Source organism: Marivivens niveibacter (genome assembly GCF_002150005.2).
In the GTDB taxonomy this organism is placed as follows: domain Bacteria; phylum Pseudomonadota; class Alphaproteobacteria; order Rhodobacterales; family Rhodobacteraceae; genus Marivivens; species Marivivens niveibacter.
The window spans coordinates 57,805-78,352 of sequence record NZ_MSPP01000006.1; the positions used below are offsets into that span (position 1 = coordinate 57,805).

The window sequence follows — 20,548 nt, forward strand, 5'->3', positions numbered from 1 at the left end:
GCCGTTTTGATAGATGTCTTTACCGTACCGTTCCGCGTTGACCTGTGGGTATAAAATTGCGCCGGTTGCGCTGGAACAGGCACTGTTTTGGCGCGAAAGGTTCCTTGCACGCGGTATCACGCGACACCAGTGGCAACCTATCGCGGCCCCCGACCGCGGGGATGCGAAATGCCCCGCAATCGCGGACAGAAAAACCATAATAATCGCAATGCACTGGACCAATGTTGGTGGCGCGGAAACATTGGCCATTCAGTCTATAGGATGGGCGTTGGTGTTGGGGTTTCGGGTCATCGTCGTGACGGAACATGCATCGAATGGTGCTGTATTGCCGGAGGGCGCTGAGTTTATCGATTTATCTGGCCAGTCGCGGGCCGAATGGCCAAAAACGATCGTCGATATCATCACGCGGGAACAGGTGGTCGGTGTCCATATTCACCACTGTGTTCCGATGTATGCGTCGCTGGGTGCTATTCGGCGTCAAACGCCGTGGGTGAGGGTCGTCGATAGCCTACATATTCCCGAATATTTTGATGGCGGATTTGTCCGTATTTCGGGCGTTTGGTCCAATCATATTGATCGAACGCATGTCATTAGTCAGTCGCTGGCAAATTTCTACAACGATAAATTTGGTCGAGCTGCCGACCTAGGACGCATGGTGAAGCAGGTTCAGCTGCCTGAAGCCAGAAATCTGGCACAGCGCGGTGTGTTATGCATCGCATTTGTCGGGCGGGCTGTTTATCAAAAACGTCCTATGACGGTCATCTGGGCTATGAAACGTTTATTGCGTTGGTCGAAAAAGGTGGGCGTGAATATCCAGTTTAGTTGGGTGGGGCAGGGGCCATTTATGCGCTTTGTCCAAGATTATGCAGAAAAGTCGGGGTTGGTTGATCATTTGCAGTTCCATGATGAAACTGCGGATGTGCGCGAGGTCTTGCGCAATAGCGATGTTCTGATTTTGCCGTCCGCGAACGAAGGCCTTGCTTTGGTCGCGATCGAGGCAATTGAGTGTGGAGCGATTCCCATCTGTACTGACGTTGGCGCGATGTCTGAATTACTGCCGCCAGAATTGTTGGTTCACGCGTCCCCCGTAAGGGCCGTCCGTGAGATTGAACAAATCGTACGGCGGCTTTGGCGCGACAGAGAATTTGCAGCAGACACATATGCGCGCCTAATTGCGTCGTTACAGGGATTTTATTCTGGCCCAACAGCGCATAGCGTTATCAGCGAATATTATCGCGAATTCGGGACAAAACCGTGACGAAACTGGCCGCCGTCATCGTAACGTATAACCGTTCTGAAAAATTGGGCCGGGTACTGCGTGCGCTGAACGATCAAACGCGCAAACCAGACGTTGTCTATGTCATTGATAATGCGTCAACAGATGCAACGGCTGACGTCGTCCGCGAAAATTATTCTGATGCCACCTATGTTCGACTAAATGAAAATATTGGCGGAGCGGGCGGTTTTTCGTTGGGAATCGAACGGGCCTATAACGACGGCGCGGATCTGGTGTGGGTCAGTGACGATGATGCTTATCCGCAAACAGATGCTGTGCAGAACCTGTTGTCAGGTCTGGCCCGATTTAAACAGGATACGGGCCGTGCGGCGCCCTTTGCCTGTAGCCATGTGAAATGGACGGATGGAACGCACTGCGAAATGAATACGCCCGATACCGTTTGGGACTGGCCGCGCCATTATAGTGCCGAAAACCCCGTGTTTTTGGTCCAGTCGTGTTCTTTTGTGTCCTGCCTGATTCCTCGATGGGCAATCAAAGCGCATGGTCTGCCGATCGCGGAGTATTTCATTTGGTTTGATGATGCGGAATACACATTGCGTCTGTCGCAGACGCATCCTGGGCTATTCGTCCCAAACAGCATCGTTGTGCATGATCTACCCGAAAACAAAGGTGTTAATTACGGACTTGTTCGGCCCGATACGATTTGGAAATTCAAATTCGGCGCGCGTAATGAAACGTCGGCACGTTTGCGGATGTTTGGATACGCGGGTGTTGCAGAGTTTTGGCTACGGGTACACCGGCAGATGAAGGGACGCCCGATTAAACTGCGTTTGTCGATCTATCGCGCTTTGGTATCTGGGTTGTTCTTTCGGCCAAAGATCAGGCAGGTCAAATGACGCATCGGTTTGATAAAAAATACCCGAACCTAAAGGGCACGGTATTTATTGTGACATATGGGCGATCAGGATCGACCCTGTTGCAAAATTTGCTGATGACAATGCCCGATACAGTCATTCGGGGTGAAAACCACAACGTGATGGAATGCATTTGGGGCGCTGCGCGGCGTATCCGGCAAACTCGGTTCAGTTGGGGTGCCGAGCCTAAAGGCCCCGAACACCCTTGGCACGGTGCACATGAAATGCGCCCTGTCCGGTTCGGCGCGGCGATGGTGGATGCATTCGTTGACAACGTCATCGTGCCGCCACCCAGCGTGCGATGGATGGGGTTCAAAGAAATACGCTATAACGCTCTGGGTGATGATTTTCCGATGATGCTGGATTTTATGCACCATCATTTCAAAAACGCCCGGTTCATCTTTAACAGTCGGGACCGCCATGATGTGGTTAAATCGGCGTGGTGGCGTGATTGGGATCAGGCGAAAGTCTTTGATTTGGTCAATCAAATGGACGCCCGTTTTGCGGACTACGCACAACGGTATCCAGAGCGGGCAATTCAAACCAATTATGCGGATTTTTGCGACGACCCGCGCGGGTTAGAGCCTGTTTTTGAATGGCTAGGTGAACCTTTAGAAGTCGACAAAACACATAAGGTTTTGGCGCAAAGGCTGCACCATTAAATAAACGCCAGATCGTCTGACAGGATCGACGCATCCGTAACGCCCCGCAGCGTCAATGTGTTGCCATTCCCGAAATCAACGACCAAATCAGACCCTGATACGGTTGCAAGGTCGATCACATCTTGAACGGAATACCCGTTTAGGCTCAGTTCAGAGCGGTTCAATTGGATCGTGTCCACGTTGTCCGTAAAATCGCCGATCACGTCATTGCCATCATCAAAGATAAAGACGTCAACGCCGCCCCCGCCTCGCATCAGGTCATCGCCCGTGCCGCCCGACAGCGTATCTGTTCCGACATCGCCAAATAGTTGGTCGTTACCGTCCATCCCGTACAGTTTATCGTTGCCTGCGTTGCCAGCTAGGAAATCGTTGCCATCGCCACCGCGTAGAGTGTCATTACCTGCCCAACCGCTAAGTGTGTCATTTCCGATGTAACCAAATAGCTGATCATTGCCGTCGCCGCCGATGATTGTGTCGTTGCCTTCTTCGCCAGCTAAGAAATCGTTATCCGCGCCGCCATGCAGGTAATCATCGCCCGTACCGCCGTTTAAAACGTCGCGTCCGCGGTCGCCATAAATCGTGTCGTTTCCTGCTTCGCCATAAACCCAGTCGTGGCCAAGATAAGCGTAGATTTCATCGTTACCAGCACCGCCCATGACCGAGTCATTGCCCCATCCAGCGCGAATGGTGTCAGCGCCCGCGCCGCCTTCGATCGTGTCGTGGTTCAGATTGCCATAGATAACATCGTTACCATCGCCACCATAGATTAAGTCATCGCCCGTGTTGCCAATCAATTCGTTGGCTAAAGCGTTACCAGTGATCGTATCGTCGCCGCCGCCGCCGATGCCATTTTCAATTTCAGCGCCATAAGCCACTGAAATATTGCCATCATACCCCAGAACGCTGGAAAATGTGCCTTCGACTAGCGATAGGATTTGATCGTTGTTATATCCAGACAGGTCGATGGTATCTGTCCCTGCGCCGTCCCATATTGATAGCAGCGGCGTGCTGTTTTCATCGAAATCAAATGCGCCAGTCACGGTTGCATTGTACCCATAAACAGTGTTTCCACTGTTATAGGTATAATCCGCACCATAAAGCGCGTGCAGCGCGGCGATGTCGTACAGTAAGAATGATTGTGGATAGACGGGCATATTCGACGTTGTTTGGCTTTCGTCAAAATAACTCATCACTGAATATTGGCGGCTGTCAGCGGTGAATTGGGCATTGTTTGCATAAGTAATTGGGCCGGTGCCCGCGTTGTAGTCGCCCGGGTGCGACATGCCTAATGCGTGTCCAATTTCGTGCAACAATACAAAGTCGGAATAGGTCCCGTATGATATTGTTCCAGTGTCAACGTAGTAGTTATTCAGCCAAACATCACCAGAATTGTTTGTGCTTGCGGTAGAGCCGGGGAAATAGGCGTATGCGCCCGTGTAGTCATTGCTTGATTGGTACGCACCAAACAGGATTGTCGCGTCGTTAGAGGTGCCGCCCACGCCTTGTTGGGTCAGGGTTAGGCCGGAAATACCTTCTAAATAGGCCATTGCGGCAGTTACTGCCGTCTGTTGACCGTTGGTCAATTGATAGAAGGTTGTAGACGATCCATTTCCGTCTTCTGCGTTCCCGCTTGACCGAAATGCCCAAGTGACTTCGACTGGGGTTTGTGCGCTAGACGCCCACGTTGTTTCAGACCGCAGAAGGGCCGCGACGATCATATCGGCAGAATAAACTGGGATATTTCCGGTGCTAAAGCTGAGCCCATAGGTGCCCGTGTCTGTCCCCGAAAAGGCAGAGGCCGAAATGAAATATGTGCCCGTCGTTGTTGGCGTGTAAGTCATTTCGCTGAAAAGCCCGGGACCGCTATCATCATCGGATGTGACCGAAACACCAGATGCATTATAGAGGCGAAGGTAGGTATCTCCGACGCCACCTTCGGCTACGCCCAAACCAGTTAGGCCGAATACGTAGGTTTCGCCGGCCGAAAGCGTTACTTCGATCCAGTCGGTATCGTTGTTTGTCAAAGTCCCGTAGAAAAATTCGCCTTCGTCGATTGAAAACGATGTTTGGGTTGAGGCTGCCGCATCGCTGGTTTCATCGACATAACTGCCGACAGTGCCATAGATCGCGTTTTGGTCCGCCGAAATTTCGGTGGTCGATTGTTGCAACGCAAACAAACATAAATGGCACATGACGGGCGAACTCTCTTACAAACAGTGGCGTCGTACGTAATACGTCAGGTTGTATGCAAAATGATAACCAAATCTGTCATTTTGATGAAAACGCATCATCAAATTTTCTTTATTGAGTATATTTTGTTGATAGTCATTCCCTTTATTCGCCATTATCGGGCGTAATTTCTCGCACTAAATTCCTTCTCAACCGGGCCAACCAATTTGGCCAGATGAAAGGAATGTCATCATGACAACTATTCAATCACTTCAGTCTTTGCGCGACCGGTTTGAAAAAACCGACAAGATGCCTTTGGTGTTTTTGGGTCACGGCAGCCCGATGAACGCGATCGAAGACAGCAGCTACAGCCGTGCTTGGACCGAGTTGGGTGCGCAGTTGCCGCGCCCCAAAGCAATCTTGGTCGTGTCCGCCCATTGGATGACGCGTGGGACGACACTGGTTGATGTGTCTGCCTTGCCGCGAACCATTCATGATTTCTATGGTTTTCCCGATGAACTGTTTGCACAACAGTATCCTGCCAAAGGTGCGCCTGAGTTGGCGAAAGAGGTGACAACCCTATTGGCAAGCCACCATGCAGAAGAGGATGATACGTGGGGATTGGACCATGGCGCATGGACGGTCCTGAAATATTTGTATCCGAACGCGGATGTTCCGGTGTTTCAGGTGTCTATCGATATGTCCAAAGATCTGTCTTATCAGTTAGAGATTGGTCAACTGTTGTCTGAACTGCGTGATCGTGGCGTGCTGATTTTGGGATCGGGCAACGTGGTTCACAACCTTCGTGCTCTGCGGTTCAACGGTCGTCCCCAAGATTTCGCAATCGAATTCGATCAAATCTTTGCGGATCGATTGGTCTATCGTGATTTCGCGACTTTGGCTGATCGGCAAAAGCTTGGGTCGCTTTTGACTATGGCGCATCCGTCGGTCGATCACTATCTGCCAGCGCTGACCATCGCGGGCGCCGCAAACGACGGTGACGATTTGACGTTCATGACAGATTCAATCGATCTGGGGTCCGTGTCGATGCGGTCGTTTGTTTTTCACGCACGGTGATGGGAGTTTGACATGTTGGTAGATGGGAAATGGACAGACAATTGGCAGCCCGTTCAGAAATCAGACGAAAAAGGCCGGTTTGTCCGTCAGGTGTCCAGTTTCCGTAACTGGATCACCCCTGATGGGGCCGCCGGCCCAACCGGCGAAGGTGGTTTTAAGGCAGAGCCAAACCGCTATCGTTTGTACGTCGCGTATATATGTCCGTGGGCCTCGCGCACCTTAATCGCGCGCGCCGTCAAAGGATTAGAGGACATTATTCCCGTCACGGTCGTGAACCCTGCTTTGTCGGATCAAGGCTGGCAATTCGGTGGCTATGACCAGGCGGACGATGACCCGCTGTTCGGTGCCAAATATATGCACGAAATCTATACCCGCGCTGATCCGCAATTTACGGGGCGCGCAACTGTTCCAGTGCTGTGGGACATGAAGCAAAATGTCATGGTCAATAACGAAAGTGCCGACATTCTGCGCATGTTAGACACTGCTTTTGAACATATCGTGCCTTCGGATGTGCGTCTTTACCCAACTGAATTCGGCGATGATATCGACGTGTTGAACGCACGTATCTATGACCAATTGAACAATGGTGTGTACAAAGCAGGTTTTGCCACCAGCCAAGAGGCTTATGACGAAGCGGTCGATGGCGTATTTGCCATGCTGGACGAATTGGAACAGCGGTTGGACGGCGATTTTCTGTTTGGTTCCGAAATGACCGAAGCGGACATCCGTTTGTTCGTCACGCTTATTCGGTTTGATGCGGCTTATCACGGGTTGTTCAAAACCAACCTGCGCCAAATTGCGGATTACCCAAAGCTATCGAATTTGATGAAACGCATGTACCTAACGCCTGGTGTGTCGAAAACTGTAAACATGGATCACATCACCCGCGGATATTATTCGATCAAAGCGTTAAACCCAAACGGCATCCGCCCCAAAGGCCCGGCGCATATCGAACAGCTGCTGGCCAAAGGTTAGTTCGTTTCTTCGATATAAGCGCGTGCGCCACCCAAATCCGAAAACGCACGTGTTCGGCAGCTAAGTACGATGACCTGTTGGTCCGATGCGATCTGGGCCAGCAGGTTAAACATGGTCGAAATTCGTTCGTCATCGGTATGGATCAGCGCATCATCCAAAATGATCGGGACATGGTAGCCCTGTTTTGAAAACAGTTTGGCGAATGCTAGACGGGTCAGAATTGCGATCTGTTCAAATGCGCCGCCCGATAGCCGATCCACGTGATCTACCACGCCGTTTCTTGTGATCGTATCGACTAGCAGATTGTCGGGATTGATCTGAAAATCTGAATTACCATGCAACTGGCGTAGCAGCGGTAACAATTCGGCGCGGATTGGTTCAAAATAGGCGTCCTGTGCTTGGGCTCGGGCAGCCTCTAGGTGCTGGATCAGCAATGACAGCGACTTTGCGTGTTGTTCAAATTGCAGGGCGCGTTGTTTTGCGCGTTCTAATCGGCCAGCCGTTTCCTGTAATTTTTCTTCAATCGCACTTTCCGCATAGGTTTCGATGACCGTGTTCAGGCGGATCAGGTCGTGTTCAAGTTTCTGGATTTCTTGAACCTCATTGGCGTCAGCCGATTTGGCCCGTTCATATTCCGTTTGTAGCGCGGGTAAATTTGGGGCTTCGCGTTTTAGGTTTGCGTGCTGATCTTCGGCTGATTTTAGATTGGCGGATTGCACTGTTAGCTGTTCGTTCAGTCGATCAAAGACGGCGGTTTCATCTGGCGCGGCCGTGATTGCATCAAGGTCGGACCGAAGTAGTTTGAGAATTACACGATGCTCTGCCACCTTGTTGGATACTTCACTGTGTTCGTCTGTCGCCGCTTTCAACAACTCTCGTTGTACGTCAATTTGCCGTTCGAAGTTTGTGATTGCTGCCTCAATCGTGTCGGAATTGGCGTCAGTTGCCTCAGGCAATGTTGGTTTTTCAGAAACTGGATGGTCCAACTGTTCGGCAAGTTGGCGGTATTCTTCGCGCAACGCGGAAGCCCCATCAGGGGCGATTACACGCAGTTCAGAAGTTGCTGCTGCCAGAAGGTTTTCGGCAGATGTTTGGGCGGACAACGCGCGGTCAAGGTCGTTGATCGACGGTTGATCCCATTCGGTTAATCGCGTTTGCAGCTCTGCCGCTAGCTGTGCTGGATCGTCGATATCATTGGATTGATCCGTTGCTGGTTCTAACGTGATCTGACCAAAGCCGGGTAGTGTGATTTCCAATTTTCGGTCGATAGTCTGCGCCATCCCATTCGGAATGTCGGTCCCATCAACAGACGCCAGCGCATTGTCGCCGTGCGGTGTAAAACTACCAAAACGCGCCTTTCTTAGTTCGACAGCAATTTCGTGGCGACGTTCTAAGTCACGCAGCCGATTAATATCTGCTGTAGTGATTTTAGGCCTATTTAGAGCCTGTTTTGCGTCCCGTATTCGATTTTCAATTGGATCAATCTGATTGATGAGGTCGAACAATTGGCACAGCCGTTTATGAGATTGAAACAGCCTTTCCTGTTGTCGGGTTTTCTGAAACTCGGCCTGCTGGGCTTTGCGATCTTGGTCCAGTCGTTGAATGCGCGACTGGATGCTTTCAATTTCATTAGCCTTGTCAGACATCATTTTTTCAGCGGCTTTGGATACCGACAAGGTGTTTGAAATCTCGGTTTCTAACGAGGTACGTTTTGCGCGGGCTGTTTCGATGTCTGAAATGCCGCGCTGAATTTCGCGTAGCTGGTTTTGATTGATTGTGACGTCTTTGGCAGCGTCTTGAAGCCTGCGGTCATGTTCCTGTGCCGCGTTCAACTGCGCAAGGCTTGCTGTGATTTTATCTTTGCGCTCTTGGCGCAGCTGTGGATCGTTCAGATCCTTGAGCCGTTTTTTGGTGCGTTTTTTCAGGTCAAGGTCGCGGCTTAAATGCTGTACCTTTTCTGACAATTCAGTGTGAAGCTGGCTCAAGTCCTGAACGCGATCTTCGGCATCTTTCCATTTGCTGCCTGCTTTGGGTTTGCCTTGTTTGGTGCTGATCTCGTCCAGTTCCGCCTGGCATTTCTGTAAAATGGCGTCCATACGGCGCCCGCCAGTGACAGCATCAATCTGGCCTCTGACGCTGGACATCAGATCACGGCGGGTATCAATTCCGGCAGCTTCGGATTTTTCTGGATCAACGGTCACAGTACCTTGTCGAACCCATAGCAACCCTGCTGGTCCCTGATGGGTCGAAATGATCTGGTCATGGATCCACTTTTCCGCATCATCCGATTGTTTGATGATCGTACCCGTGGACAGGTCCGTTACCATTGCGGATGAACCTGCCTTTTTCAAAGCAAAGGTTTTTTCGATGCGATACGGCGCGTCGTCGATTTCAACGTCTGCTGCGATCTGAATAGCCCCGCCAGAGTAAGGCTGCATATCGCGGATATCTTTGCGCGATGATCCATGGTCAGTGAAAATCAGGTGATGGAGCGCGTCGAAAAACGTGCTTTTGCCGCTTTCGTTTTCAGCGGTGATGGTCGTTAATCCATCGCCGAAAGGCCCGATCGCCGCCGTTCGCCCAGCAAAACGGCGGACGTTCGTCAACGTGAGGTGCCTCAACTTCATGACGTTACCTCTTGGGCCAAATGAAACAGGTGGGACAATGCCAATTTCGCGATTTGCGCGTCCTCTTCAGTGCGCCCGTCAGTCGATGTCTGAGCAGCGAGCGTTTCTGCAGCGACCCGTAGTGCACCAGTTTCTGCGATCAGGTTCAGATCATTGATGTTCTGTTCGACATCAATGCGCGACAGGTCAAATTCCATATGGTGAAATTCATCAACCATAGCAGACAGCGCATTACGTAAGGTTGCCAGTTCCAATAGGCGCAATCGCCCAGTGCCTGAAAATCGCACGATATGTTTTGAACGGTCAGTTCCGGGAAAAGCGTTCGATAGAACCTCGATCGGGTCATTGCCCGCGAAAAAATCAACTTCGATCCGTTTCCACGCATATTGGCCGGTCGGTAACGGGGTCACGATGGCTGGTTCGTGGCGGTGGTCAATTTCGACTAGCAATACGCCTGAAGCATGCGTGTGTTTGTAACCATCAGATTCCGGCGTTCCAGAATACCAGCAGCGATCTGAAATTTGCATCTGACCATGCCAGTCACCCAAAGCAAGGTAATCAAGATCAGCCGTTTTAGCCCGATCAGGCGGAATAGTGTCTAAACCGCCGTCTTCGGACCCGAAATTTGTGACGCCGCCATGTGCCAGACCGATGCGGATTTTTACACCCGTTTCTGCGGCGACCATCCAGTCTGTCAGGTCAAAACCTGCGCTGCGGTTTGTCGGCGGGGCGGGTAAAATAACCGCGTCATGTAAGTCAATTGGTTTAGGGTCTAATGCGAGGACGACATTGGGCGGACAATCCCGCGCAATACGGTCCCATAGATCGCTTGCCGCCAATGAATCGTGGTTTCCAGGCATAAGTACCCACGTCACACCGTCGTATTTTGCCATTGCGTCCAGCGCACGGCGCACCAGCTTTGACGGAGGCGTTTCGGCGTCGAATGTGTCGCCTGCAATCAGGACATAGGGCGCATCATGGGTCAGTGCGATTTGTCCGATGGTGTCCAATGTTTGCAAACGTGCGCTGCGCAGTTCGACACGGGTATCTTCGTCGAACCGACCAAAAGGTTTGCCCAGATGAAGGTCAGCGCAATGAATAAATCGCATGGTAAGGCCCTGAAATAACTCGGGCCTAACCTGACAATCGCATCCAGCCATGTAAATAGGGGGTCTACAGTTATCCGTAATTACGGCGCTTGGACATTTTACCTATGCCCGGATTCAAACTGTTGGTCGGGTCGATAGATTTGTAAAAATTCGCCAGATCAGGTTTTGCAGCATATAGATGCCCGACATTGTGTTCTGCGGGATATTCCGCGCCGCGTGCGTCCAATAGTTCTAACATTTTTGCTTTGATGGCTTTGGGATCCGCACCTTTTTTGACGATGTAATCCTGATGCATGACGTGACACATAAAATGCCCGTAATACAGCGCGTGCGATAGATGCTGGGAAATCTCATCGGGCAACGTTTCCAGAAAATCGGTGTCATTGCGGCGCAGCGCGATATCCAGGGCGATGATATCCTGACAGGTATCCGAATGAACTGCGGCGTAGCGAATAGCGGCACCCGCGGCGGCAAAACGCAATAGCCCTGCCATTTTGGCCTCTCTGGCTGAGCATTCGAAATAGGACAGCGCGTTATCTTGGGCCATTTCTGCCAATAGATTGCGGGCTTCGGCAATTCCTGCGCCGTGCATCTTTAGGATCAGGTGATGAGGGTGCTTTTCACGATACTCTCGCAAACGTCGTGGTAGAACGTCGGGCCATAGCCGCGAAAGTACCTGCATGAAACGATCGGTGAAATTAGTTAGGAGCGGGATGTTTTCCAACCGTGCGTCGACCCACCCTTTGATCGCAAAAAACGTTGGCAAACGGTCAGTGCCCAGTTTGTCGATCATCACCATCGTGTCTTTGCCGTATCGGTCTGAGATATCGAACACGTCCTCGTGCATGTATTCGGCGCTGACAGGAAGGTTTTTGAAATCGCGCAAAATGCGCCGTCGCAATTCGGTAAGCGGCGCAATGGTATTCGCACCAATATAGAACGTCGTTTCAGTATCGTTCTTTTCGAACGTATCCAGCCGTACCGCAAAAACGGCCAATTTCCCTGCGCAGCCTGATGCTTCGTACAAGCGACGTTTATCGGCGTTAAATCGGGCAGGGGTGGGCGCATCGACATCCCGGACGCGCGCGCGGTATTCGTTGTCTGATCCCTTTCGATTGGAATCCCCAGCGGTACTGTATGTTCCGTTTTCCAGATTGGTGAGTATCTCGATTGGATCGTGACCCAGGTCGATGCCTAAATGATTGACGAGCGATAGGTGGCCCTGTTCATCAATTTGGGCAAAAAGCGCCATTTCAGTATAGGCAGGTCCACGTTCAACCAGCGACCCGCCCGAATTGTTGCAGACCCCACCGACGACGGATGCGCCGATACAGGAAGACCCAATCACCGAATGCGGCTGCCGCCCCAATGGGGCTAGCATCTTTTCCAACTTGAACAATGTGGCTCCAGGAAAACTGATAACCTGTTTGCCGTCCTTGATCAGGCGCAATTGGTCCATACGGCACGTATTGATCAGCACGACATCACGGTCGTAATGGCCGTTCGGGGTGGACCCTTCGGTTAGGCCAGTGTTGGCCGCCTGCATGATTACGATTTTGTTGGCCGCGACACAGGTTTCTAACACCTCCCAGTATTCGATTAACGTGGCAGGTTGGACAACGGCCAACACGTCGCCTTCGCCCGACCGGAACCCTTTGCGGAACCTTTTCGTCGATCGATCCGAGGTAAATATGTGGCGCCGCCCGACGATGGATTTCAGGCGATTAATGCAGGTTGCGTCGTCCATTTTGTTTCCTATCACCGAAACCGTAGATTTTCTGGGCTAAGTTGGTCAACGGATGTGACACCCATCAATTTCATCCCGCGTTCGATTTCAGCACGCATCAGTCCTAGTGCGCGTTCCACGCCAGCCTGACCCGCTGCCGCAAGTGGATATAAATAGAACCGTCCGCCGCCAACGGCTTTGGCCCCTAATGACAGCGCTTTGATCACATGGGTGCCGCGTTGGACGCCGCTGTCCATGATCACATCAATTTCGTCGCCCACTGCGTCAACTATTTCTTTGAGTTGATCAAACGGCGCACGCGATCCGTCCAATTGTCGGCCGCCATGGTTCGATAGAATTATTCCGGTACAGCCTATATCAACCGCGTGCCGTGCGTCAGCCGCTGTCATGATACCTTTTAGGCAGAACTGGCCGTCCCACTCAGCCACCATTTCGGCGACATCGTCCCAATTCATGGCAGGATCCAGCATATTCGTGAAATAGTTTCCGATCGACGATGCTCCGCCGCCCATGTTCACGAACTCATCCAATTGCGGCAGACTAAATTTTTCATGGGTGACATAGTTGATCCCCCACATCGGTTTTCGCGCAAATTCATACATTCCGCCTAAAGTCAGGCGAAACGGGATCGAAAATCCGGTGCGCAAATCGCGTTCACGGTTGCCGCCTGTGATGCTGTCGACGGTCAACATCATCACTTCGACGCCGGCTTCTTTGGCGCGTTGCATCATTGCGCGGTTTAACCCGCGATCCTTGTGGAAATAAAACTGATAGACCTGTGGGTTTTTGTGTTTCAGGCGCAGCTCTTCTAGGCTGACCGTTCCTAAAGATGACACGCCAAACATCGTTCCGTATTTTTCCGCCGCCGCCGCAACGGCACGTTCTCCGCGGTGGTGAAATAACCGTTGTAGTGCTGTGGGCGAACAATAGATTGGCATATCCAATTTTTGGCCCATCACGGTTACCGACATGTCCACATCGGATACGCCAGATAGAACGGATGGCAAAAGATCGCACCGATCAAATGACGCTGTGTTTTCGCGATAGGTGACTTCGTCATCTGCTGCGCCGTCGATATAGTTGAATATCGGGCTCGGCAGGCGACGACGGGCGAGTTCGCGAAAATCGTGAAAGTTATGGCAGTGTTTCAGTTTCATGGCATGCCTCGATCAATAAGCGACCGATGGCAGCCACGTGGCAAGCGCAGGCCATGAATAAACCAAAGCCAGACCGGTCAACTGCAACAACACGAACGGAATAATGCCTTTGTAGATGTCGGTCAGTTTTATCTGCGGTGGACAGACACCTTTGAGGTAGAACAGCGCAAATCCGACAGGTGGCGTAAGGAAACTGGTTTGCAGTGTCACAGCGACCATGATTACAAACCACAGCAGGGCGGGTTCATCGATTTCGCCAAATCCAGGAATATCCAGTCCCAGCGAATTAATGATCGGGCGCATCAGTGGCAGGACGATCAATGTGATCTCGATCCAGTCCAACACAAACCCCAATAGGAACACGAGGAATAAGATCAGCATGATCGTTCCTTGCGGACCTAGGCCTGCGCCTTTGATCATGTCTTCGATCAGCTCGTCGCCGCCAAGTTCTCGTAGGACGTAGGAAAATACGGTCGCACCCAGAAAAATGGCAAAGATATAGGCGGTGGTGTTGAAGGTCGATTTCAGAACATTGACCAATTTGCGCAAGCTGAGTTTTCGATAGAGGAGCGCCAACAAAGTTGCACCCAACGCGCCGACGCCAGATGCTTCGGTCGGGGTGGTTAGACCCGCGAAAATCGAACCCAAGACCGACAAGATCAGCGCAAGCGTTGGTATGACGGCAATCAACACGTCTTTGACAGCGGCCCAATCAGGGGCTTTTGCGCCTTGGGGAACGGGGGCCACGTCTTTTTTAATCAAAGCGATGATAAAGATGTAGGTTAGGTACAAGCATCCGATAATGACTCCCGGAAATACCGCTGCCATGAATAGGTCGCCCACAGAAAGGGCCATTTGGTCAGCCATAATAACAAGCATAATCGACGGTGGGATCAGAATGCCCAATGTGCCGGATGCACTAACCACGCCTGCGGCCAATCGCGGGCTATAGTTTTGCTGCATCATCGTCGGCATCGACAGAACACCCAGCAGAACAACAGATGCGCCGATGATGCCCGTTGATGCAGCAAGGATGATCCCGATCAGGGTGACCGTGATGGCCAGTCCGCCGCGCACGGTTCCGAACAGGCGCTGCATTGATGTCATCAATCGTTCTGCGACACCGCTTTCGTCCAACATTAGACCCATAAAAATGAACATGGGCAAAGCAACTAGAACAGGGTTCGACATGGTGGCGTAGACACGATTCACAGTCGCGCCCAACGTTAGATAATCCAGGCCTGTGAAGGTAGACTCCCACCCCGTCCAATCCATCGCGCCCGTGTCAAACACATAGGCAACCCCGCAAAACAGAACACCAACGCCAGCAAGCGTCCATGCAACGGGAAAGCCGGTGAACAGCAGCATGATGAACGTCAGGAACATCACGATGACCAGTTTTTCTTCGGTATAGTGAACGGCAAAGGTCAGAGCGTAAGCAACGCAAACGAAGACCGCCATCGTGATAAATATCGTGCGTAATCCCCCACCCGTACGTTCAGTGTCTGGGCCAGTGAACAGTGCATGCATGTCGTGTATCAGTCGGGCGATAGCAGCCAGACCTAGTAGGACAAAACTGATAGGTATGATCGCTTTGAATGCCCAGCGATAAGGCAGACCCAACGGGCTAGAGGATCGTTCATCGACACGGAAACTTTGGTAAAAATAGTCATAGCCCTGATCAATCATCAGGTAAATGAATGGGCAAACTAGGGTCAAAATCCCTAGCACTTCGATGATGCGTTTGTTCCTTTGGCTTAGGTTCATGTGCAAAACATCAACCCGCACATGGCTGTCAGTGACCATGGCATAGGAAATGCCGATCATCGTGACCAATCCGTAGAAATGCCACTGGATTTCGTCCAGTTGCGGAAAGTTTTTGTTCAGCAAATAGCGGAAAGAAACCTGCGAAACGATGGCGAGAACGAGGGCAATATTGGCCCACATCACAACAGATCCGATAGATTTTACAACGCGGTCCAACGTGACGGCGACAGGCTGTTGGTCGTGTTCCGGATGCTCCGAAATGGATTCATAGGTTTCAACCACATCGTCATGGATGTTGGACATGGGACTACTCTTTTGTGCGGATCATGAATGGAAACGGGCGCGCAATATGGGCGCGCCCGTCGGGACATCAGGGCTTAACGCGGCAGGAACGCGTTTTCTTTCCAGACTTGATAGCCGTCGCGGAATTCATCCATGTCTTCCAAAACAGCCGCAAAGAATGGATCGGCAGCGGCTTGTTCCTCTGCGACCTGTTCCCAACCAGCGCGGAAGGTATCCAGCATAACATCGTTCCATTGACGGATTTCGACGCCATTGTTTTCCACGTTGTCCAGCATCACGCTGTACTGCATGTATTCACCTTCGGCGAAACTGTCTGCCATCGACGCCTTGCACGCGTTTTCGATGATTGCACGCTGTGCGTCAGATGCATCGTTCCATGTGTCGCCGTTGATCAACAATTCGAAAACAGTGGCTTGTTGGTGCCAACCAGGGAAGTAGTTGTACTGAACCAGTTTGTGGAAGCCCAGTCGGGTATCAACGGCAGGCAGCGAAAATTCGGTTGCGTCGATGGCTCCGTTTTCCAGCGCCGAGAAGATCTCTCCGCCTGGCAATAGGGATGTTGCGACACCCAGTTTTTGCATAACTTCGCCGCCAAGGCCGAAGAAACGCATTTTCAAACCTTGTAGGTCTTCTGGTGTGTTGATTTCTTCGGCGAACCAGCCCGATGTTTCGGGCGCGATCACAGCACATGGCAGGACGTGGACGTTGTAACCCGCATCGTCGTACATCTGCTGATACAGGTCCATGCCGTTGCCGTAATAGAGCCACGCCATGTATTCGCCGGCTTCTGGACCGAAAGGCACAGCCGAAAACAGCGGTGCGGCTGGAATTTGACCTGCCCAATATCCTGCTGTGGTGTAGCCAGAGTTGATTTTACCGGTCGACACTGCCTCTAGGATTTCGAACGGCGGAACCAATTCGTTTGGTTCGTAGACGCGCATGCGGATCGACCCCGAAGACATCAGTTCAATCTGTTCTGCAACGCGTGGAATTGGGGTGCCTAGACCCGGCAATTCGGTCGAAAACGCAACGGGTGTTTTCAACAAGATGCGGTCGTCTTGGGCATGGGCGGTGGTCGCAGTGGCAGCGATGGCCGCGACTGCTAGGGCCGTGAATTTCGACATGGGTATTTCCTCCAAGCTATCGGCCCGATCTCCCAATAGCGGGCCGTGATAGAGTGGTAAAAAGAATGAACCACTGATTGGAGTCAACAATAAAATTTACCACTGACGCATTGCGCGGTCACCTCTGCTAGGCCTTGCGACAGGATAAAATGTTGAAATTCAGCGTGATCGGCGGCATAAAGTTAGAAACAATTGGGAAATAAAAATTACCAATTTTTGGGTTCGTGGAGGAAGTCATGGAGACGGCTAAGGCGATTTTTGATCCGATCGATCACGACTCGGTCGCAGATGCGGTGGTGCATCAAATCGAAGCGATGATCGTGAACGGCATCCTAAAAGAAGAGATGCGCCTGCCATCCGAACGCGAAATGGCTGAATTGTTAGAAGTGTCGCGTCCAAAGCTGCGCGAGGCACTGAAAAAACTAGAAGAGCATGGTTTGCTGATCGTGCGTCACGGCGAAGGATCGTTCGTCGCAAAGTTAACCGGCACCGCGATGACACCCGCATTTCTGGATTTGTATTCGCGCCATCCAGAAGCGTTTTATGATTATCTGGAATACCGTCGCGAACAAGAAAGCTTCGCCGCGCGGTTGGCAGCAACCCGCGCCACTGAAACAGATAAGGAAATCATTCGCAAAATCCTGGCACGTATGGACGCCGCCCACGAAGCGGGTGATCAACAGGCATCCAAAGAGGCCGATATGCGTCTACATACGGCCATTGTGGACGCGAGCCACAATTCGACGCTTATTCACATGATGGGATCCGTATACGAACTCACGCGGCGCGGTATTTTCTATAACCGCAACTTTTTGCGATCTATCGACACGGCTGGTGATGAATTGCTGAAACAGCACCATGATCTGGTTGACGCTGTCTGTGCGGGTGACCCAGCGGCGGCTGAAACAGCGGCCAAAGCTCATTTGGATTTCGTTGAACGGGCATTCCGGCAAGGCAGTGAAAATGAACGTCGGATGCGGATGTCCGAAAAACGTCGGATTTTGTGGGATCGCGATTAAAGTCAGCGCAGCCCTAGGTTAAGCGGAGTTCCCAATCCAAGTTATTAAAAATGGTAACGTTACACTGCACGTTCAACAGGATGGACCTCGGGACGGGCGGGTGGTGATGTTTGGCAATTCATTGGGCAGCGATCTGCGCGTTTGGGATGCATTGGTGCCTTTGCTGCCCAATTTGCATTTGGTCAGGTTTGATAAACGTGGTCATGGTTTGTCCGATTGCCCAACTGGCCCTTACACGATTGAAATGCTGGCTGATGATGCGGCTGCTGTCGCAGACGCACTAGGCCTGCAGGATATAACTTTTGTCGGCTTGTCGATCGGTGGGTTGATTGGTCAGGAATTGGCGACGTCTCGTCCCGATTTGATCAAGGCGCTGGTTTTGATGGATACTGCATCCAAGATTGGAAATGACGAGATGTGGCAGACACGGATTAATGCCATCCGTGATGGGGGACTGCTGCCGTTAGCGGATGCGATATTGCCTCGCTGGTTCGCAAAATCATATATCGCCAATAATCCTGAACTGGCATTGTGGCGCAATATGCTGACCCGCACCCCCGCAGAAGGTTACATCGCGTGCTGTCAGGCGATCAATGCGGCTGACCTGACTGATAAAACGCGGGCTCTGACGATTCCTGTCACGACAATGGCAGGCGTAGAAGATGGATCAACCCCGCCTGACATCGTTCGCGCAACGTCGGATTTATGCGGTGCGCCGTTTCATTTAATCGACGATGCATCGCATTTGCCTTGTGTGGAAAAGCCAGAGGTCGTTGCAAAAATTATCTATGAATTTTTAGCAAAGACAGCATAGGTCTGGGTTCGGCCGTGACTTTGTATAAGTTTTGATTAATTTCCATAGATCTTGGCTATGGGTGCGACTGAAGTGCGCGGTGTGTCCGTTTGAGCGTCATAAGTATTGAACGCTAAAGGACTATCCAATGAAAGTTATTCCAACCGCTTGTACGGCTGCATTGCTTGCGGGCACTGCAATGTCTTCGGTGGCGCAAGGTGTGTATGATGATGCGCTGCGCCTTGATCCAAATTCTTATGAAACACTTACAGTGACCGTTGATGGGGAACCGATGGCTGTTCGGCGGTATGAGGCGGTTTATGTAGGAAACCCTGTGGCAATGTCCGCCACACAGCCCGCGCGCAGCATGGGCCCAGGTGGTAGCCCTGCCTCTGCCGATGGGCAGGAATTGGCTGATCTTTTGACCTATCAAAAAATGGCGATCTACGTTCCAGAAGCGTCGATTGAAGATCAATCTACTGCGATGATTTTTGCTGTGAATAACGCTGGCTGGTTTGCCAGTGAATTGCGCACCAGTGTCGAAACCGGTGGCGAATACGTCTCTACCTCTGACACTGACAAAGTCGGTGCAGCGTTGGGCGCAGGTTATGTATTTGTCGATGTCGGCACCCGTGGTCGTGGCATAGTCGCCGCTGACGGCACCGCCGCAGGCAAAGCGCCTGCCGCAATCGTAGATGCCAAAGCGGCTATTCGTTTTCTGCGTTTGAATGATGATGTTTTGCCCGGATCGGCGGAACGTATCGTGATCACTGGCACTTCGGGCGGTGGTGGCTTGTCCACCGCAGTTGCTGCCAGCGGAAACGCCTCGGATTATTTCCCTTATTTGGCAGAGATTGGCGCTGCAGGAATTGATGCTGATGGCGCTAGTAGCCTGAACGACGATGTGTTCGCGACGATTGCATATTGCCCAATTACATCGTTGGGGTATGCCGATATGGCGTATGAATGGCTGTATCAGGCGCAACGTGATGAGCAGTTGACAGGTGTGTCGCTGGAGGCATCGCAAACCTTGCGGTCGCAATATCCGTCATATTTGGAATCCTTGGGCCTTGTGCTGGACGACGGAACGCCGCTGACGGCTGATAATATGACTGATCTGCTAATGCAGATTGTGACCCAAGAAATTCAGGATCACATCGACGAGGGCGGCAGCGTTCCCGCGCTTGGCGAGATGTTTGAATTCACCAGCCGTGGCCAAACGGTCGAGGTTGAAAACACTTGGCTGTCGGTTGTCGACGGGCAGATCGTTCCATTTGAAATCCAAGACTTCCTGACATTTGTCACACAAACTAGCGCGTTGAAATCTGTTCCGGCTTTCGATCGCACTGCGAATTCGGGCAACGAAGGTGTGGATGGCGAAAATACACTGTTTGGTCCTGCCGCGCAGGAATACAGCAATTTTACACCATTTGGCTGGAACATGAACGAAGTTGCTGGTGACGGCAGCGGCGCTGACGACACAGGTTTGAAATGGAACGAATTCGTGGAAACCAAAGAGGGTCAGGCGATCGCCGCGCAAGTCAAATTGACCGATCCACAGGCTTTCCTGCAAGGTAACGCAGATAGCGCACCGTATTGGTACATTCGTCATGGCATGATCGACCGCGATACATCCTTTGCGGTTGAATTGGCGTTGTATCGGGCGGTTGCAGGAACCGATGGCGTGAAGGACGTGAACTTTACGTTGCCTTGGATGACCCCACATTCTGGCAACTATGATGTTCAAGAGGCCTATGGCTGGCTGGCATCTGTTTTGTCGGACGCTGAATAAGTAACCGATTGGCCGTCTAGTTGCGGCCAATTGGGAACCTAGATGCAAATTTACCTTAGGTGTTGGTGAAATTCGC

At 51.7% G+C, this 20,548-nt stretch carries 15 protein-coding genes; 8 read left to right on the top strand and 7 right to left on the bottom strand.

Annotation, left to right across the window (positions count from 1 at the left end; translation table 11 throughout):
- Positions 1–13 precede the first annotated feature (13 nt).
- Genes BVC71_RS14040 through BVC71_RS14050 form a run of 3 tightly spaced genes read left to right on the top strand, consistent with a single transcriptional unit; the run spans position 14 to position 2,813 of the window.
- On the top strand, positions 14–1,258 hold the full coding sequence (locus tag BVC71_RS14040) for a glycosyltransferase (RefSeq protein WP_086452330.1): 1,245 nt from the start codon (positions 14–16) through the stop codon (positions 1,256–1,258).
- Complete coding sequence (locus BVC71_RS14045; RefSeq protein WP_086452331.1) at positions 1,255–2,133, top strand: glycosyltransferase family 2 protein; 879 nt, start codon at positions 1,255–1,257, stop codon at positions 2,131–2,133. Before BVC71_RS14040 ends, BVC71_RS14045 begins: the two co-directional genes overlap by 4 nt.
- Complete coding sequence (locus BVC71_RS14050) at positions 2,130–2,813, top strand: sulfotransferase (protein WP_086452332.1); 684 nt, start codon at positions 2,130–2,132, stop codon at positions 2,811–2,813. The genes BVC71_RS14045 and BVC71_RS14050 overlap by 4 nt, the downstream gene beginning before the upstream one ends.
- Here the strand turns inward: BVC71_RS14050 and BVC71_RS14055 are convergent.
- Entirely contained in the window at positions 2,810–5,005 is a 2,196-nt protein-coding gene (locus tag BVC71_RS14055; protein WP_086452333.1) for a M10 family metallopeptidase C-terminal domain-containing protein, read from the bottom strand. The two genes, BVC71_RS14050 and BVC71_RS14055, sit on opposite strands and share 4 nt — an antisense overlap.
- Positions 5,006–5,234: 229 nt before the next feature.
- On the opposite strand from BVC71_RS14055, the gene ygiD reads away from it, so the two are divergent.
- Complete coding sequence (gene ygiD / locus BVC71_RS14060) at positions 5,235–6,059, top strand: 4,5-DOPA-extradiol-dioxygenase (RefSeq protein ID WP_165767786.1); 825 nt, start codon at positions 5,235–5,237, stop codon at positions 6,057–6,059.
- A 12-nt stretch (positions 6,060–6,071) separates the two neighbouring features.
- On the top strand, positions 6,072–7,034 hold the full coding sequence (locus BVC71_RS14065) for a glutathione S-transferase family protein (RefSeq protein WP_086452334.1): 963 nt from the start codon (positions 6,072–6,074) through the stop codon (positions 7,032–7,034).
- Here BVC71_RS14065 and BVC71_RS14070 read toward each other — a convergent pair.
- The 6 genes from BVC71_RS14070 to BVC71_RS14095 all read right to left on the bottom strand — a co-directional run bounded on the left by BVC71_RS14070 (position 7,031) and on the right by BVC71_RS14095 (position 16,868).
- On the bottom strand, positions 7,031–9,661 hold the full coding sequence (locus tag BVC71_RS14070) for an AAA family ATPase (RefSeq protein WP_086452335.1): 2,631 nt from the start codon (positions 9,659–9,661) through the stop codon (positions 7,031–7,033). The two genes, BVC71_RS14065 and BVC71_RS14070, sit on opposite strands and share 4 nt — an antisense overlap.
- Positions 9,658–10,770: a metallophosphoesterase family protein gene (locus BVC71_RS14075; protein ID WP_165767787.1), complete on the bottom strand. Its 1,113-nt coding sequence runs from the start codon at positions 10,768–10,770 to the stop codon at positions 9,658–9,660. Before BVC71_RS14075 ends, BVC71_RS14070 begins: the two co-directional genes overlap by 4 nt.
- Positions 10,771–10,840: 70 nt before the next feature.
- Positions 10,841–12,517, bottom strand: coding sequence for a D-lactate dehydrogenase (dld, locus tag BVC71_RS14080; protein WP_086452337.1), 1,677 nt, complete (start codon positions 12,515–12,517; stop codon positions 10,841–10,843).
- An 11-nt stretch (positions 12,518–12,528) separates the two neighbouring features.
- Positions 12,529–13,674, bottom strand: a complete 1,146-nt coding sequence (locus BVC71_RS14085) for an alpha-hydroxy acid oxidase (protein ID WP_086452338.1) — start codon at positions 13,672–13,674, stop codon at positions 12,529–12,531.
- A gap of 12 nt (positions 13,675–13,686) precedes the next feature.
- Complete coding sequence (locus BVC71_RS14090) at positions 13,687–15,744, bottom strand: TRAP transporter large permease subunit (RefSeq protein ID WP_086452339.1); 2,058 nt, start codon at positions 15,742–15,744, stop codon at positions 13,687–13,689.
- Between the two features lie 74 nt (positions 15,745–15,818).
- Positions 15,819–16,868 (bottom strand): TRAP transporter substrate-binding protein, encoded by a 1,050-nt coding sequence (locus BVC71_RS14095; RefSeq protein WP_086452340.1) that lies wholly within the window; start codon positions 16,866–16,868, stop codon positions 15,819–15,821.
- 236 nt (positions 16,869–17,104) lie between these two features.
- On the opposite strand from BVC71_RS14095, the gene BVC71_RS14100 reads away from it, so the two are divergent.
- From BVC71_RS14100 to BVC71_RS14110, 3 genes are all read left to right on the top strand, one after another.
- On the top strand, positions 17,105–17,887 hold the full coding sequence (locus BVC71_RS14100) for a FadR/GntR family transcriptional regulator (RefSeq protein WP_086452341.1): 783 nt from the start codon (positions 17,105–17,107) through the stop codon (positions 17,885–17,887).
- Positions 17,888–17,951: 64 nt separating this feature from the next.
- Complete coding sequence (pcaD, locus tag BVC71_RS14105; RefSeq protein ID WP_338036492.1) at positions 17,952–18,701, top strand: 3-oxoadipate enol-lactonase; 750 nt, start codon at positions 17,952–17,954, stop codon at positions 18,699–18,701.
- A 127-nt stretch (positions 18,702–18,828) separates the two neighbouring features.
- Positions 18,829–20,472: a subtype B tannase gene (locus BVC71_RS14110; protein ID WP_086452343.1), complete on the top strand. Its 1,644-nt coding sequence runs from the start codon at positions 18,829–18,831 to the stop codon at positions 20,470–20,472.
- Positions 20,473–20,548 lie beyond the last annotated feature (76 nt).